The sequence below is a fragment of the Arthrobacter sp. D1-29 genome (genome assembly GCF_054130585.1).
This window is the reverse complement of sequence record NZ_CP096383.1, coordinates 4,088,752-4,104,531: the sequence shown is the minus strand read 5'-3', so window position 1 is coordinate 4,104,531 and position 15,780 is coordinate 4,088,752. Positions and strand designations below refer to the sequence as shown.

14 protein-coding genes are annotated in these 15,780 nt (G+C 64.9%); 11 read left to right on the top strand and 3 right to left on the bottom strand.

The window, feature by feature from the left end:
* Positions 1–22 precede the first annotated feature (22 nt).
* On the top strand, positions 23–1,849 hold the full coding sequence (locus M1E17_RS18640; RefSeq protein WP_457963411.1) for a hypothetical protein: 1,827 nt from the start codon (positions 23–25) through the stop codon (positions 1,847–1,849).
* Here M1E17_RS18640 and M1E17_RS18635 read toward each other — a convergent pair.
* Complete coding sequence (locus tag M1E17_RS18635) at positions 1,846–2,607, bottom strand: CPBP family intramembrane glutamic endopeptidase (RefSeq protein ID WP_457963410.1); 762 nt, start codon at positions 2,605–2,607, stop codon at positions 1,846–1,848. The two genes, M1E17_RS18640 and M1E17_RS18635, sit on opposite strands and share 4 nt — an antisense overlap.
* A gap of 154 nt (positions 2,608–2,761) precedes the next feature.
* Here M1E17_RS18635 and M1E17_RS18630 point away from each other — a divergent pair, with 154 nt between their 5' ends.
* Genes M1E17_RS18630 through M1E17_RS18620 form a run of 3 tightly spaced genes read left to right on the top strand, consistent with a single transcriptional unit; the run spans position 2,762 to position 5,409 of the window.
* Positions 2,762–3,763 (top strand): metal ABC transporter substrate-binding protein, encoded by a 1,002-nt coding sequence (locus M1E17_RS18630; RefSeq protein WP_457963409.1) that lies wholly within the window; start codon positions 2,762–2,764, stop codon positions 3,761–3,763.
* Between the two features lie 5 nt (positions 3,764–3,768).
* Complete coding sequence (locus M1E17_RS18625) at positions 3,769–4,530, top strand: metal ABC transporter ATP-binding protein (protein WP_457963408.1); 762 nt, start codon at positions 3,769–3,771, stop codon at positions 4,528–4,530.
* A 12-nt stretch (positions 4,531–4,542) separates the two neighbouring features.
* Positions 4,543–5,409, top strand: coding sequence for a metal ABC transporter permease (locus M1E17_RS18620; protein ID WP_457967833.1), 867 nt, complete (start codon positions 4,543–4,545; stop codon positions 5,407–5,409).
* A gap of 94 nt (positions 5,410–5,503) precedes the next feature.
* On the opposite strand, the gene M1E17_RS18615 is transcribed toward M1E17_RS18620, so the two are convergent.
* The gene (locus M1E17_RS18615) at positions 5,504–6,460 is read right to left on the bottom strand and encodes a hypothetical protein (protein WP_457963407.1); all 957 of its coding nucleotides are present in this window, start codon (positions 6,458–6,460) and stop codon (positions 5,504–5,506) included.
* Between the two features lie 182 nt (positions 6,461–6,642).
* Between M1E17_RS18615 and M1E17_RS18610 the strand changes: the two genes are divergently transcribed.
* The 6 genes from M1E17_RS18610 (at position 6,643) to M1E17_RS18585 (ending at position 13,669) form a co-directional block, all read left to right on the top strand.
* The gene (locus tag M1E17_RS18610; RefSeq protein WP_457963406.1) at positions 6,643–6,786 is read left to right on the top strand and encodes a hypothetical protein; all 144 of its coding nucleotides are present in this window, start codon (positions 6,643–6,645) and stop codon (positions 6,784–6,786) included.
* A 113-nt stretch (positions 6,787–6,899) separates the two neighbouring features.
* Entirely contained in the window at positions 6,900–8,582 is a 1,683-nt protein-coding gene (locus tag M1E17_RS18605) for an ABC-F family ATP-binding cassette domain-containing protein (RefSeq protein ID WP_457963405.1), read from the top strand.
* Positions 8,583–8,776: 194 nt separating this feature from the next.
* Positions 8,777–9,124 carry a molybdopterin oxidoreductase gene (locus M1E17_RS18600; protein WP_457963404.1) on the top strand — a complete coding sequence of 116 codons (348 nt, stop codon included), beginning with the start codon at positions 8,777–8,779 and terminating at the stop codon, positions 9,122–9,124.
* Positions 9,125–9,234: 110 nt separating this feature from the next.
* Positions 9,235–11,670, top strand: coding sequence for a nitrite reductase large subunit NirB (gene nirB / locus M1E17_RS18595; protein WP_457967832.1), 2,436 nt, complete (start codon positions 9,235–9,237; stop codon positions 11,668–11,670).
* Positions 11,667–12,035: a Rieske (2Fe-2S) protein gene (locus tag M1E17_RS18590; protein ID WP_457963403.1), complete on the top strand. Its 369-nt coding sequence runs from the start codon at positions 11,667–11,669 to the stop codon at positions 12,033–12,035. Before nirB ends, M1E17_RS18590 begins: the two co-directional genes overlap by 4 nt.
* Positions 12,036–12,208: 173 nt before the next feature.
* The gene (locus M1E17_RS18585; protein WP_457963402.1) at positions 12,209–13,669 is read left to right on the top strand and encodes an amino acid permease; all 1,461 of its coding nucleotides are present in this window, start codon (positions 12,209–12,211) and stop codon (positions 13,667–13,669) included.
* Positions 13,670–13,790: 121 nt separating this feature from the next.
* On the opposite strand, the gene M1E17_RS18580 is transcribed toward M1E17_RS18585, so the two are convergent.
* Positions 13,791–14,516, bottom strand: coding sequence for a dienelactone hydrolase family protein (locus tag M1E17_RS18580; protein WP_457963401.1), 726 nt, complete (start codon positions 14,514–14,516; stop codon positions 13,791–13,793).
* Positions 14,517–14,634: 118 nt separating this feature from the next.
* Here M1E17_RS18580 and M1E17_RS18575 point away from each other — a divergent pair, with 118 nt between their 5' ends.
* On the top strand, positions 14,635–15,705 hold the full coding sequence (locus M1E17_RS18575) for a DNA polymerase IV (protein ID WP_457963400.1): 1,071 nt from the start codon (positions 14,635–14,637) through the stop codon (positions 15,703–15,705).
* Positions 15,706–15,780: the final 75 nt, after the last annotated feature.

Genomic DNA, 15,780 nt, shown 5'->3' with positions numbered 1-15,780 from the left:
CTTGCCGCTTGGAAAAGATGGAATGTTGAACGAACAGCAGACGGATTCGGCCATCGATACCGTTTTTCTTCGCCGGGTGGTGGATGAAGCGGACAGGCATGTTGGCACCCTCCTTGAAACGTCCAACGGCGGTGTTGCGGCTCTTCCGCACCGCGGCGCCATGAGCCGCCTGCTGGCCCTGGTGACGGTTTTTTCCGAGCCGGGGTCCGCCTATTACGGTCAATCAGGGCTGCAGGAACCGATGGGGAGATGCCTGGACCGGCTTGAACGCCTCCAGGGCCCGGCCGGCCTTTTTGACGGCACCAACCTGAGCTCCCCGCCGGACTCGGCCTTCACCATCAATGACGCCTGCCTGGCCCTGGGCCTGATGGACTCCCTGGCGGGCGGGGCGCAGGCCGGCGGGGTGCAGGGTGGCGTTTTGTGGGACGGCGTTTGGCGGGACGTCCGCAGCAGGCTCAGGCTGATCGTTGCCCGTGCCACGGCGTCCCTGGTAGACGGCGGGGTCCACACCCCCAACCACCGTTGGGAACTCTCTGCCGCTCTGGCCCAGATCCATCAGCTCCAGCTCCGCGAGGATGCGCCCCAGCCGGAGATAGAGGCCCGCATCGGGCAATGGCTTGCCGAAGGGATCGACCAGCTTCCGGACGGCATGTATTCCGAACGCAGCCCCCTGTATGCCACGGCGGTGACCAACCCGTCGCTCCTGACCATCGCAGACAATGCCGGCAGGCCCGATCTGCTGGACCATGTCCGCCGGAACCTGGCAGCCTTCCTGCCCTGGTTCAATCCGGACGGGAGTGTGGAATCCGTCTTCTCGAGGCGCCAGGACCAATGGCTGACCTTTGACGCTACCGTCTTCCTGATGCTTTACCGCCGGCTGGCCAACCAGGACGGGCGGGAAGACTTCACCGCCGCCGCCCGCTGGCTGGAGCAGTTCCCGCTGCACGGACCTGACAAACTGCTCGCTCGGATGCGGCTGGATCCCTGGCTGACGAAAACCCTGCCCGGCGCGGGGGCGGATGCGGGCGCGGGCGATATGGCCGCGCACGCTGGCGCCTACGATCCATTGCCGGACGCACTGGCCCCCGCTGAGGCCTCGCTGGACAGCTGCGGCCTGTACCGGTTCCGAAGAGGGGAGACAGTTACCACCGTTTATGGCGGGTGCGACGAGCTGGTGCCGGGTGTGGTTTCAGGGCTGTCCGCCAACCCCACGTTCCTCCGCCTAGAACATGGCGCGGCGGTCCTGAGCGATGTCCGGCTGTCACGGAGCTTCTTTGATCTCGGCCCGTTCCGGAGCCAGGAGACGGCTGCCGGGGGGAATTCCACGGTATCGCTGTCCGAAAGCCTTGCCGCCAACTTCTATCTGCCGCTTCCACCGGAGAAGCAGCGCGGCGACGGCATCTACAGCCTCACCCACGAGGGCCGCTTCAGTGCCAGCATGGACTTTGCCAGCCGGCCGGCGGTGGTTCACAGCCTCGCCACGGCTGTTGCGGTCCAGGTCAGCGGGAATGAAATCGTCCTGGAGATCGGCTTTGACGGCGTTGACACGTCCTTCGCCCTGGAACTGACATTCAGGCCGGGGGGCGAGCTTGACGGTGTTGAGCCTGCCGGAAGTCCCGATGCCTTCCAGCTCGTGGAAGGAACAGGCAGTTACCGCGTAGGCGGGCACGTCATCGAGTTCGGTCCGGGCAACGCAGCGGACCCCGACAACCCGCCGGTGTACAACCCCGGGGAGGCCTACCGCTACCTCAATCGAACGAATGCAACGGAAGGGGTGAAGGTCTACATCACAGGCCGGACCCGGGGCAGCCACACGTTCACCCTGCGCGGGATCTCCGTTTCCTCCTAAGGCTGCACCTGCTGGATTTGCTCGTAGACCTCGGGCGGAATGGCGTAGGCGATGACGAGGGCAAGCAGGTTATTGGCGGCATGCACGAAGTAGGCGAACATCAAATTCTTACCCGTCCACAGATACACCAGAACCAGCACGCTGCCCGCTGCCAGGTAAGGCAGCAACACTGCGACAGTGATAGCGTCCTGGCCCACCATATGCAGGACGGCAAAGAGAACCGCGGATACTACGGAGCACAACCAGATGTTGACCCGCCGGCTCAGCTTGCCGATCAGCAGGTGACGGAAGAGGTACTCCTCCACGAACGGGACAATCACCACAACCAGGGGAGCCGTAACCCAAATGGGGAACCGCTGCATCAGCTCCTTGAACACGGCCTCGTTCTCTGAAGTCTCCGTTCCACCGACTGCCGCCGCCACCAGGCTGGTGAAAATAAGCATGGCCACTACAGTGGCGGGCACAATGAACAAGGTGAACCACGGGCGGGTGGCCAGCACCCGGAGGTCCCTGGCCACTACCCTGCGCGCAGCAAGCAGGGCCAGCACCGCGACCGTTGCAAAATAAACAAAAGTCAGGCCATATGAAGCGGCCAGCCGGGAGGGTCCGAGCTGGCGCAGGAGTGGCAGCAGCAGCTGCCCGGCCAGGGCGATGAAGGCAGCCAGGCCGACGTAAAGGCCCACGGTGGTGAAATCCAGGCCGGAGAACCGGTACAGCTCAGGCTGCGGAGGAGGTGGTCTCCGACGTTGTGTAGCCATGTCTTCAGCGTATCCCCACCCCAACTATGTAGCGCTAACTGTCGTTTTGGGGGTCCATAACGACAGTTAGCGCGACCCAGTTGGGGGTAGAGGAGGCCTGCGCGGACGGGCGCAGGTTTGCAGTCCAACTTCGGCGTCCCGTAGAATATTCGGTATGCCTAACTTTCTGTTTCGGTGCGCCAAAGTAGTCCGCCGAACCTCAGCCCGGCGATCGGTGGCGTCCCGCGCCATCGGTGCCGCCGCCGTCGTCCTCCTGTCCCTTTCCCTGGCCGCCTGTGGCGGCGCCGCACCCGGCGACACGTCCGCCAACGGTGACGGGGAGAAACCCGTGGTGCTGACCACCTTCACTGTGCTGGCGGACATCGCCCGCAACGTCGCAGGGGACAAGCTGACCGTGGAGTCAATCACCAAGGCTGGAGCCGAAATCCACGGCTACGAGCCCACGCCCGGCGATATTCGCAAGGCCTCCAAGGCGGACCTGATCCTGGACAACGGGCTGAACCTGGAGGCCTGGTTCGGGCAGTTCGTGGAGGGCCTGGACGTTCCCCATGCCGTGGTGAGCGACGGTGTCCAGGCGATGTCCATCAGCGAGGATTCCTACCAGGGAAAGCCCAACCCGCACGCCTGGATGTCCCCGGTGAACGTCCAGATCTATGTGGACAACATGGTGAAGGCCTTCTCCGAACTGGACCCGGATAATGCCGGGGAATTCCGGAGCAACGGTGACGCCTACAAAGCCGAGCTGCAGGCTGTGCAGGACGAGATGAGATCGAGCCTCGCCGGCGTGCCGGCGGCGCAGCGCGCCCTGGTGACCTGCGAAGGCGCCTTCTCCTACCTTGCCCGCGACGCCGGCCTGCACGAGGTTTACATCTGGGCGGTCAACGCCGAGCAGCAGGCCACGCCGCAGCAAATCACCCGGGCCATCCAGTACGTCAAGGCCAACAAGGTCCCCGCAGTCTTCTGTGAATCCACCGTCTCAGACGCGCCCATGCAGCAGGTTGTGGGCGCCACCGGCGCCAAGTTCGGCGGGACCCTGTACGTGGATTCGCTCTCCGAAGCCGACGGTCCCGTTCCCACCTACCTTGACCTCATCCGCCACGACGCCCAGGTCATCACTAAGGCGCTTACAGGGGCGTCCACTACTGCAGCACAATGATTACCATGAACAAACCAGCCATCCTCGTGGAGAACGTGACCGTCCACTACGGTCAGGTCCTGGCGCTTGACTCCGCCTCCCTCACACTGGATGCTGCCCGGATCTGCGGCCTGATCGGCATGAACGGTTCCGGAAAGTCCACGCTGTTCAAAGTCATTATGGGGATGATCAAGCCCGACGCCGGCCGTGTCCTGATCAACGGCCAGTCACCTTCCAGGGCGCGTAAGGAGGGCGGGATTGGCTACGTGCCGCAGAGCGAGGATGTGGACTGGCAGTTCCCGCTTTCTGTCCGCGATGTGGTGATGATGGGCCGCTACGGGCACCAGGGGTTCACCCGGCGCCCGTCGAAGGCGGACCGCGCCGCCGTCGACGAAGCACTGGACCGGGTGGAACTGGGGGAGTATGCCGGCCGCCAGATTGGGCAGCTCTCCGGCGGCCAGAAAAAGCGTGCCTTTGTGGCCCGCGGAATTGCCCAGGGCGCCACCATGATGCTCCTGGACGAGCCCTTTGCCGGCGTGGACAAACGCTCCGAGGCCACCATTACCAGGCTGCTGCGCGAACTCGCCGCGGACGGCTGCACCATCCTCATCTCCACCCACGATCTGCACGCCCTCCCGCAACTGTGCGACGAAGCCGTGCTGCTCATGCGCCGGGTCCTGATGCACGGTGCGCCCGAACTGGTGCTGCAGCCCGAGAACCTGGCGATGGCGTTCGGCCTGGACGTCCTGAACCGCGACAAGCCGGCACGCACCGAAAGCAGGGGCTGAACCGTGGATCTTCTGGACATGCTGCTGGAACCGCTGAGCTACGACTTTATGGTCCGGGCCATCATCACCACGGCGCTCGCCGCCGTTGTGTGTGCGGTCCTGAGCTGCTGGCTGGTGCTGATCGGCTGGTCCCTGATGGGCGACGCCGTCTCCCACGCCGTGCTCCCGGGGGTGGTCCTGGCGTACATCGTGGGGGCTCCGTTTGCCCTGGGCGCCCTGGTGTTCGCGCTGATCGCCGTGACGCTGATCGGGGTGGTCCGCAACACCAGCCGGGTCAAGGAGGACGCCGCCATCGGCATTGTGTTCAGCTCGCTGTTTGCGCTGGGCCTGGTCCTCATCTCGGTCACGCCCAGCCAGACGGACCTGAACCACATCATCTTCGGCAACCTGCTGGGCGTCAGCGTTCCTGACCTCATCCAAGTTGTGGTGTTGGGCGTGGTGGCGTTCGCCATCCTCATCCTGAAACGCCGTGACCTCACCCTCTACGCCTTTGATCCCACTCACGCCCACGCCATTGGACTTTCCCCGAAACGGCTCGGCGCGCTGCTCCTTGGCCTGCTGGCGCTGACGTCGGTAGTGGCGCTGCAAACCGTGGGTGTGGTGCTGGTGGTGGCCATGCTGATCATCCCCGGCGCCACGGCCTATCTGCTGACTGACCGCTTCTCCCGGATGCTGGTTATCGCCCCCGCTATCTCGGCGGCCTGCTCCATCGCCGGAATCTACCTCAGCTACTACTTGGACACCGCGTCCGGCGCCATGGTGGTCCTCACCCAGGGTGCGGTGTTCGCCGTCGTCTATCTCTTCAGTCCCAGGCAGGGACTGATTGGTACCCGGCTCGCGAAGGCCCGCCGCAAGAAGGCTGCCGTCCTCGCCGTCTGACCCTGAGGCTGAGCGCGACACGCCCTTGGGGACCAGTAATACCCGGCAAACCTTCTCGAAGGGCTGCCGGGTATCGTCGCGAGGCCGTTTGTGCCTAGTCCGCGTACTTGATGCTGGTGAACAGGGCCTTCAGATTGCTGTACTGGACCGATTTCATCCACGTCGCCGCGGTTTCGGGGGACATGGCAACGTCGATGTGGGCAACCGCGTTGGTTACTCCGTTGTCCATGACCAGGAAACTATGGGCGGAGGTGCTGCCGGGGCCTGCGGTCATGTGGTCGTCCGACACGACACCCATGAAGTAGCGGGTGGTTGAGGGGTCGAAGGGGTATTCATCCTTGAAGAAGGCGAAGTGGGAGGCACCGTCCCGGCTCTCGAAGGCGGTGAGCTTCTGTGAGTCGAGGATGGTGCGGTTCACCGGTCCGGCGACGACACCACCGGAACCACCGCTGCCGATGCGCGCTACGTTGTAGCCGATCTCGTTGTAGATCTTGGCAATGACGGCGTGGTCCTCGTCAGCGTAGTCATCGTCTTCTAGATTGGGTTGGTGCTCGGTTTGCACTGTCCACCCTGCCGGCAGTTGGAAGGAGATGTGCCCATCAGGGAACGTGAACGTGCCGATCTGCGGGTAGTCGGGGGAGACATGCGGGGTTGCGGGAACAACGGGGGTAATCGGCGTTACCACGGGTGCCGCAGGTGGGGTGGGGACCTGGGGCGCGGGGACAGTGGGTTGGGCAGGAACGCTTGGTGCTGCCGGCACGGACACGGGCGCTTGCCTCACAGGAGTGGCAATGACGGGAGCCACGACAGCGGGTGCAGGAACGGTGATCTGTGCCGGTTCACTTTCCTGGCTGGGAGCGCTGGCTTCAGGCAGCTTAACCTCTACAGGCACAACTGGTGACTGCGGAGGGATCGAGATTTCCTCTGACGCTGCGGGTGTGATCGAAGTACTGGCTTCGAGGGCTGCCGGTATGCAGGCGGTGAGAGTGAGTGCCAGCGCAAGCGTTGCGAGAGTCGCGTACTTGGCATAGTCGGATCGGCGGTACTTCATAGTTGGGTTCCTTCCCCCATGGACTGACTGAGCAGTTTGGCTGCTCGTACATGTTGTTTCCAGCACGGGCCGGATGATTACACCGGCATCGAAAAATCTTTCAAACAACCCCTTTTTCGTTTCCTCACTCGTGGTGCGCTCCTCGCCGTCTGACCCTGAGACTGAGCGCGAACCGGCAGGTAATGCCCGCAGATCCGCCTTTTGAGGGCATTACCTGCCAGTTCGCGCTGGGGGAGCCTCTCAATGCAACGGACAAAGCGGGCGACGGCGGCGCCCACCTTGACGTTCACGGCGTCACCGGGCAGGCTGGAGCGATGAAGTCCTAGCCAGCAGCCCAAGCAGACCGGGCTGTTCCACCGATGCCAGGGCCCCGTTGAGCGTTTACCCGAAGTCACCTTCAGCTCCGGCGGCCAAACTGCGGATTATTCGAGGACTTTTGATGACTGAACACCTCAGCCTTGTGGGCGTTTCCCACGGCTACGGAGACCGCCAGCTGCTGGACAACATCAGCCTGGTCATTACCGCCCGCGAGCACGTGGCCATCGTCGGCGAAAACGGTGCCGGCAAATCAACACTCCTGCGGCTGATGGCCGGGCTTGAGGCGCCGAATGAAGGAACTGTGGCGAGCCACGGGCGGGTGGGCTACCTGGCCCAGACCCACGGACTCCCGGAATCATTCACCGTTGGCGCCGCCATCGACGAGTCCCTGGCGTCCCTGCGCGCCCTCGAGGCGGAACTTGACCGCCTGGAGACCGGGCTGGCCGAGGCCGAAGCGGACGAACTGGAAGCCTACGGCGCTTTACAGACCGAGTATCAGCTGCGCGAGGGCTATGCTGCTGAGTCCCGCGTGGAGGCAGCCCTGGACCGGCTGGGGCTGGGCGGCCTGGACCGGAACCGGGTGCTCGGCTCGCTGTCCGGCGGCGAACAGGAACGCGTTGCCCTGGCCTGCATCCTGGCGGACCCGGCCGACATCCTGCTCCTGGACGAGCCCACCAACCATCTGGACGCGCGCGGAACGGCCTGGCTGGAGGACAGGCTGGCCGACCACCGCGGCACGGTGGTGGTGGTCTCCCATGACAGGGTGCTCCTGCGGAAGGTTGCCAGCACCGTGATCGAGGTGGATGCCGAGCGCCGCTCCGTCACCCGTTACGGCAACGGCTATGAGGGCTACCTGCGGGAGAAGGCGGCCGAACGCTCGCGCTGGGTCCAGCAGTATCAGACCTGGCTGGACGCGATGGAAGCCGAACAGCGGCAGGCGGACACCGTGGCCGGAAAGATGGGCTACGCTCGCAAGCGCGACGGCGACAAGATGGGTTTCGACTTCAAGGCAGGCACCTGGCAGAAGGCGGCCACCAGTAAGGTCCGCAACGCGCAGGAGCGCCTCCGCCGGCTGGAAGCCAGCCCGGTGGACCGTCCGCCCGTCCCGCTGCGCCTTGCCGCGGAGCTCACCGTTGGTTCGGATGCGCCCCAGCTGGCGGTTCCCGTGCTCAAAGCCCGCGGCGTGGCCGTGCCGGGCCGCCTGGACCCCACGGACTTTTCCGCCGCCGTCGGGGAGAAAATTCTCATTACCGGCCCCAATGGCGCAGGCAAATCCACGCTCCTTTCGGTGCTTGCAGGCACGCTGGAGCCGGCTGCAGGGAAGGTGACGCGCCCTGCCCGGGTGGGCTACCTGCAGCAGGAGCTTGAGCTCCCGAAGCGGCCCGGGCTGCGGCTGCTCCCCGCGTTTGCCGCAGGGCTGGGTGGAAACATCGACGAGCACGCGGAGGCGCTCCTGCGCCTGGGGCTGTTCCGCACCAGTGAGTTCCATGTCCCGGTGGGTGGCATGTCCGCCGGCCAGCAGCGCCGGCTTGCTTTAGCCAGGCTTTTGCTCGGCGGCTACGGAACCCTGATCGTTGACGAACCCACCAACCACCTGGCACCGGTGCTTGTGGAGCAGCTCGAGGAGGCGCTCGCGGGCTTTGCCGGGACGCTGGTCATGGTCAGCCACGACCGCGCCCTGCGAGAGTGGTTCGCCTCCTGCGCGCGGAAGAGCGATAAGGCAAGAACGGACGACGCCGGGCGCTGGGTCAGGTACTCGATGGAGAACGGCGCGCTCGCGGAGGAAGCGCGAACGAACACTTGAGGCCCCAGGCGGAGGGGCCTCAAGTGTCCGTTCGCGCTATTGGCGTGCACGGTTAGCCTGAGCCGCTGCCGGCCCGAGTGCCCGAAAACGGTGAGATTTGCGTTAAGGGATCGTTACCCGGGGACCGGCAGGCGGAAACATCGGCAGCGCAGGATGGGGCTATGCCAGTCTCAGGCGGCCGAAAGGATCTCACTGTGATCACCAAGAACCTTTTCCTGCAGGGCATCTATCCCTTTGCCGGGGCGGGGCTGGATAAACCGGTCCCGATCCACAGCGAACTCCTGCACTACGTTCCGGACGGGGTGATCAACCAGACGCTCTACTTCCGGGGCGGGAACTCCAGCCCGGAGCTGGTCACCGTGGTGCTGATGCGGGACGGAGTGCCCATGCGGTACTTCCCGATCGGAGCCAGGAGCGATGTCCATGTGCCGCTGCGGGTGGTGGAAGACATTGAAGGCGGCTCGGTGATCGAGCTCTACCTGGTGGCCCCAGAAGGCGTCGCGGGAGCCGTGGTGATTGACCTGGGCATGGTGGAACACTGATGGCGGGTCTTATGGAAAAGCCTCTGGAGAAGCCTGAGCATAAGCCTCACGAACGTGCCCATTCAGGAAAGCCCGCTTCCCGCCGTCGCTTGGTGGTGATCGGCAACGGGATGGCCGGCGCCCGCGCCGTTGAGGAAATCCTGGCCAGGGGCGGAGCCGAACAGTTCAGCATCACCATGTTCGGCGACGAACCGTACGGGAACTACAACAGGATTATGCTCAGCCACGTGCTCTCGGGGGAGGAAAGCGATGCGGACATCTTCCTCAACGCCCTCTCCTGGTACCGGGAAAACAACATCACCCTTCATTCCGGGGTCAGGGCAGAGCGGATCGACAGGTTCACCAAGAACGTCTTTTCCGACGACGGCCGGGTGACACCCTACGACGTCCTGATCATCGCCACGGGCAGCCGCTCCCACATGCCGCCCATGGACGGGTTGTACACCCCGGGCGGATCCGTCAAACCCGGCGTGTTTGGGTTCCGCACCATCGATGACACCCGCAAAATGGTCCAGCACGCCCAGCATGAACACCACAGCCGGGCGGTTGTTATCGGCGGCGGGCTCCTGGGATTAGAGGCCGCGTATGGCTTGAAAAGCCACGGCATCGACGTCGAAGTGGTGCACTCCGGCGGGCACCTGATGAACGCCCAGATGGGGCCCGACGGCGGTGCGGTGCTTCGTCGCAGTGTGGAAGCGCTCGGCATCCGGGTGCATACCGGCGGCCGCACCACGGCCGTCCTGGGAACAGACAGGGTCAGCGGCGTCAGGCTCCGTGACAAGCCGGATATTGGCTGCGACATGGTGGTGGTTGCGGCAGGCATCCGGCCCAACGTGGACCTGGCCGTGCTCAGCGGGCTGCCGGTGGAACGGGCCATCGTGGTGGATGACCAGCTCCGCGTCCAGGACGAGGACGACATCTATGCCGTGGGGGAGTGCGTGCAGCACCGAGGCGAGGTGTACGGGCTCGTGGCGCCGCTGTGGGAGCAGGCCGTGGTACTGGCCAACCACGTCACCGGCACCGACACCAGTGCTGCCTACCTGGGTTCCCGCACGGCCACCAAGCTCAAGGTGGCCGGGGTTGAAGTGGCGTCCATGGGCCTGCACGGCCCGGAACGCGAAACAGACGAGCACATTGTCTTTTCCGAGCCCAGCCGTGGCGTGTTCAAGTCCATCGTGGTCCGCGACAACAAGATGGTGGGCGCCACGCTCCTGGGCGACAGCCGCAAGGTGGCCTACCTGACCCAGGCCTATGACCGCGGGCTGCCGCTGCCCGAGGAACGGATCAGCCTGTTATTCGATCTCGGCACTCCGGGGGAGGACGTGGGCGTGGCCGAGCTGGATGACGATGCCCAGGTCTGCAATTGCAACGGCGTCAGCAAAAAGGACCTGGTGGGGGTGGTAAAGGGTGGCTGCACCTCGGTTGCCGGTGCCATGGACGCCACCCGCGCGGGCAAGGGCTGCGGCTCCTGCAAGCTCCTGGTCCGGCAGGTGGTGGAATGGGCCGCGGACGGAGCGGTGGAGGAGGATCCGGCCGCCAGCTACTACGTCCCCGGCATCCCGCTGGACAAGCCCTCCTTGATGGCGGAGATCCGCAAACGCGGGCTGCGCTCCGTCTCACAGGTGTTCCAGTCGCTCGCGCCGGGGAGCGCCGAGGATGCCAAGTCGAAAATGGGACTGGCCTCGTTGCTGAAGATGATGCTGGCGGACCAGTACATCGACGAACGCGATGCCCGGTTCATCAATGACCGCGTGCACGCCAACATCCAGCGCGACGGCACTTTCTCCGTGGTGCCGCAGATGAAGGGCGGCGTGACGTCGGTGCAGCAGCTGCGCCGGATCGCGGACGTGGCCGAGAAGCACAGGATTCCCCTGATCAAACTGACCGGCGGCCAGCGGATCGACCTGCTGGGGGTGCCCAAGGAGGACCTGCCGCAGGTCTGGGCTGACCTGGACATGCCCTCCGGCTACGCCTACGGCAAGAGCTTCCGGACGGTCAAGACGTGTGTGGGCAAGGACTTCTGCCGGTACGGCACTGGCGATTCCACCAAGTTGGGCATCGAGATCGAGTCCCGCTTCCAGGGGATTGAGTCCCCGGCCAAGCTGAAACTCGCGGTGTCCGGCTGCCCCCGGAACTGCGCCGAATCCCTGGTCAAGGACGTGGGCGTGGTGGCAGTGGAGGGCGGCCGCTGGGAGATTTACGTTGGCGGGGCCGCCGGCGCTCACATCCGCAAAGGGGACCTCTTGGCAACCGTGGATGATCCGGAGGAGGTCAAGGTCCTGACCGGCCGGTTCATGCAGTACTACCGTGAGAACGCCAACTGGCTGGAACGGACGTATGCCTTTGTCCCCCGGGTGGGCATCGAACATATCAGGGCGGTCATTGTGGAGGACTCGGAGGGGATTGCCGGCCGGCTCGATTCCGCAATGCAGGCTTCCGTGGACAATTATGTGGATCCCTGGAGCGAGCGGGACGATCCCCTTACTCCGGGCCAGTTCAGGACATCCCTGCCGCTAACGGTCCTCCCGCAGGTGCCGGTCCGATGAGTACGGAATCGCCCGGCTTGGGAGTGACGTACGACGGCGGACCGGGAGCCAGTGCTCTCCACGTCCTGGGCCCGGTGGAACAGATTCCGCTGGGCGAGGGGCGGGCGTTCGCCGTCGAGGGAAAGCAGGTGGCCGTCTTCCGGCTCAGGGACGGTTCCCTGCGCGCGCTCTCCGGAGTTTGCCCGCACCGGGGAGGCCCGCTCGCCGACGGGACCATTGACCAGGAGGTGGTCATCTGCCCCCTGCACCAGCATGCCTTTGACCTTGGGACAGGCTGTTCCACCACCGGCGCCGATCCGCTGACCAGGTATCAGGTGACGTCGGACGAGGAGCAGAACATCGTCCTGCGGACCGGCCAGGTGTAAGTCCCCGTCAGTGCTGCCTGGTCAGTCTTGTAGGATGGTCAAGCCGCGTGAAGCTTCGGCGACACGAGAGATTCCGATCACAATCGGTTGCCCGAAGGGCAAAATGCCGAATTTTGTGGCCGGAATCATTCATGTTACGGATGCGGCCAATTCCCAACCCACAAGGAACAGTTGTGCCTCAAAGTACCCCCATCGACCTGCAAAACCCCACGGCACCATCCATCGCCGTCGACCCTTCCCTCAGCGCCGAGGGCTACAGCAAGACCCTTGGCCGCCGCCACGTCACCATGATCGCCATGGGCGGCGCCATCGGCGTCGGCCTCTTTATGGGCGCCGGCGGACGCCTTGCCTCCACCGGCCCGGCCCTGATTTTCTCCTACGCCATTGCCGGCGTCATCGCCTACCTCCTCATGCGGGCCCTGGGCGAACTCATCATGTACCGCCAGACCTCCGGCTCCTTCGTCAGCTACGCCGGTGAAATGTTCGGCAAGAAGGGCGCGTTCCTTTCCGGCTGGATGTACTTCATCAACTGGGGCATGACCGGCATCGCGGAACTGATCGCGATCGGGCTTTACTTCCAGTTCTTCTTCCCCAACGTTCCGGTTGAGGCCTCCGCCATTGCGGCACTGGCGCTCCTGGTGGCAGTGAACCTGCTGAGCGTGAAGGCGTTCGGCGAGTTTGAATTCTGGGCCTCCTGCCTCAAGGTGGGCGCCATCGTGATCTTCCTGGCCGTGGGCACGTTTATGGTGGTCACCAACGCCAAGGTGGGTGACGGCAACGCCTCCGTGGCCAACCTGTTTGCCGCCGACGGCGGGATGTTCCCCAAGGGCGCGCTGGTGATGGTCCTGGTCCTCAACGCCGTTATCTTCGCCTACAACGGCATCGAACTGGTGGGCATTACCGCCGGCGAGATGCAGAACGCGGAACGCGAAGTGCCCAAGGCGATCCGCGCCGTCGTCCTGCGCATCGTGGTGTTCTACGTCGGTTCGGTAACCCTGCTGGCCATGCTGCTGCCGTCCGACCAGTACGTGGCCGGCACCTCGCCGTTCGTTACGGTCTTTGGCCAGATGGGCCTTGCTTGGGTGGGTGACGTGATGAACATGATCGTGATCACCGCGGCCCTGTCCTCCTGCAACTCCGGCCTGTACTCGATCGGCCGCGTGTTCCGCACCATGGCCAACAACGGGCACGCGCCCCAGTGGCTCACCCGGATGTCCAAGCGGCACGTCCCGTACGCTGCCATCCTCGCCATTGCAGCTTTCTACCTGGTGGGCATCCTGCTCAACATCTGGCTGGGCGGCTCCCACGCCTTTGACCTGGCGCTGAACACGGCCTCCATCGGCGTGATCTTCACCTGGGGCGCCATCTTCGCCAGCCAGATCGCACTGCGCCACCGCAAGGGCGTCACCTCCAGCCTGCCCATGCCCGGTTCGCCGTGGGCCAGCTGGGCCGGCCTGATCGGACTGCTGGCCATCACCGTGCTCATCGGCTTCGACACCATGACCAGCAAGAGCGGCGACGTGTTCTACCTGGGCCTGTGGACCCTGGCCACCATCCCGTTCTTCGCCGTGGTCCTCTGGCTGGGCTGGCAGAAGGTCAAGAAAAACGAACCGAAGAACGCGCTGTACAGCTAAGGGTTCACTTGAAGCAGTACTGCTAGAGCAGTACGACTAAAGCAGTACGACGACGGCGTACCGCCCTTGCGAGGGGCGGGTCCCGCCGTCGTCGTTCTTCCGGGCTGGAGTGACAGCGGGTTCAGTCCTTCAGGTACCGGGCGAAGTGGTCCTCGATCCGCTGCCACGCCTCGGGGGCGGCTTCCGGATCCGGGCCGATTCCCATGACCCGCATCAGCGGCCGGAACACTGCAGGGCCAAGGTGCGCATCGTTCAGGAAGGAATGGCCGGCGGTGGGAAACTCCTTGACGCTGTGCTCGATCCCGAGGTTGGTGAGGGCTGTCTCGAGCTTGTGTGCGGCTCCCTCGAGCGTGGTGTCTTTGCCGCCGAAGTTGGCCACGATGGGGCAGGCGCCGCGGAGCGCCTCCTCGAGGTCGCCGGGCAGCCGGCCGTAGTTGACTGAGGCAGCGTCAAACCCATCGCGTGCCACCAGCAGAGCGAAGCCGCCTCCCATGCAGAACCCGATCACGCCGGTTTTGCCGTTGGACTGCGGGGCTCTGGCGAGCCATTTGCGGGCCGTGGCCAGGTCCGTGAAAGGGCGCCCCGTTCCCTTGAGCATGCTGCGCATCGTGCTGACCAGGCAGCGGCTCGGCCCGCCAGCGCTGAACAGATCCAGCGCCAGGGTCAGATAGCCGGCCTTCGCCAGCCGGTCAGCATGCCGCCGCGTCATGTCGTTCAGCCCGAACGCTTCGTGGATCATCAGGACGGCGGGGAACGGGCCGGCGCCGGGTGGCGTGGCAAGATAGCCGCCCAGGGATGGGGAGCCGCCCGCCGCGGTGCTCTCGACGCTCAGGTCTGCGTAGGTCATGCCCCAAGGCTAACCGGGCCCGCCGAAGGTGAGTCCCGCCGTCGGCGTTCTCCTGGATCCTGAAAGCGGGCAGGCGAAATGGTGGTGCGTAGCGCGCTGCCGGGGCAGACTGGGGCTTGTGGGCGAACCGTGGGTACTGCATGTTGACCTTGACCAGTTCATTGCGGCCGTTGAAGTGCTGCGCCGGCCTGAGCTTGCGGGCAAGGCCATCATCGTGGGTGGCCGCGGCGATCCGACCGAGCGGGCGGTGGTGTCCACTGCTTCGTACGAAGCCCGGGCCTACGGCGTCGGCTCTGGGATGCCGCTGCGCATCGCCGCACGGAAAGTGCCCGACGCCGTCATCCTGCCCGTGGATCATGAGGCCTATTTCGCTGCCTCCGAAAACGTCATGTCGGTGCTGCGCTCGCAGCCCGGCGCTACGGTGCAGGTGCTCGGCTGGGATGAAGCGTTCGTTGGTGTGGTTGTGGAGGATCCCGAGGCGTATGCCCGGCAACTACAGCACGACGTACTTGAGGAGACCCGGCTGCACTGCAGCGTGGGCATCGGCGACACCCTGGTCCGCGCCAAGGTAGCAACGACCTTCGGCAAGCCGGCCGGCGTCTTCCGGCTTACGGCCCAGAATTGGCTGGAAGTCATGGGCAGCCGGCCCACCATTGAGCTGTGGGGCGTGGGAACGAAGGTGTCGCGCCGGCTTGCCACGCTTGGCATCAGGACGGTTGCGGAGCTGGCCGCGTGCAATCCCGACGACCTGGTCCCAGAATTCGGCCCCAAGATGGGCCCCTGGTATGCGCAGCTCGGCCGGGGAGACGGCGGGCGGACAGTTGATGACACGCCCTGGGTGGCGCGCGGGCACAGCCGGGAAACCACCTTCCAGCGTGACCTGACGGAGCCAGGCCAAATTGACGACGCCGTCAGGGAGCTCGCGGGGCACGTCCTGGAAGATGTCGCGGCCGAAGGGCGGCCAGTGATCGGGCTGACCCTCAAGGTCCGTTACGCCCCGTTCCTTACCAAGACCTACGCCCGGAAGATCCCCGAGACGTCGGACCCGGCGGAGGTGCTCGCGCGTGCCCTGGACCTTGTGGCGAAGATTGAGCCGGACCGCCCCATCCGGCTCCTCGGGCTGCGGGCCGAAATGCCGATGCCCGAAGACTCCCGGCAGGGGCATACGCCCACCCGCAGCGGATGGTGAGGGGCGATTAGAGACGGCGCCAGGGGCGGCGGCGTTTGGACTTTCGCTCGTCCAACCAGTCCAACAAACCCTTGA

What these genes read in the sequence shown, in the direction of transcription:
- M1E17_RS18640 (WP_457963411.1), top strand. Translation starts at nt 23, where the DNA reads ATGTTGAACGAACAGCAGACGGATTCGGCCATCGATACCGTTTTTCTT.
- M1E17_RS18635 (WP_457963410.1), bottom strand. Translation starts at nt 2,607, where the DNA reads ATGGCTACACAACGTCGGAGACCACCTCCTCCGCAGCCTGAGCTGTAC.
- M1E17_RS18630 (WP_457963409.1), top strand. Translation starts at nt 2,762, where the DNA reads ATGCCTAACTTTCTGTTTCGGTGCGCCAAAGTAGTCCGCCGAACCTCA.
- M1E17_RS18625 (WP_457963408.1), top strand. Translation starts at nt 3,769, where the DNA reads ATGAACAAACCAGCCATCCTCGTGGAGAACGTGACCGTCCACTACGGT.
- M1E17_RS18615 (WP_457963407.1), bottom strand. Translation starts at nt 6,460, where the DNA reads ATGAAGTACCGCCGATCCGACTATGCCAAGTACGCGACTCTCGCAACG.
- M1E17_RS18610 (WP_457963406.1), top strand. Translation starts at nt 6,643, where the DNA reads ATGCCCGCAGATCCGCCTTTTGAGGGCATTACCTGCCAGTTCGCGCTG.
- M1E17_RS18605 (WP_457963405.1), top strand. Translation starts at nt 6,900, where the DNA reads ATGACTGAACACCTCAGCCTTGTGGGCGTTTCCCACGGCTACGGAGAC.
- nirB (WP_457967832.1), top strand. Translation starts at nt 9,235, where the DNA reads ATGGCCGGCGCCCGCGCCGTTGAGGAAATCCTGGCCAGGGGCGGAGCC.
- M1E17_RS18590 (WP_457963403.1), top strand. Translation starts at nt 11,667, where the DNA reads ATGAGTACGGAATCGCCCGGCTTGGGAGTGACGTACGACGGCGGACCG.
- M1E17_RS18580 (WP_457963401.1), bottom strand. Translation starts at nt 14,516, where the DNA reads ATGACCTACGCAGACCTGAGCGTCGAGAGCACCGCGGCGGGCGGCTCC.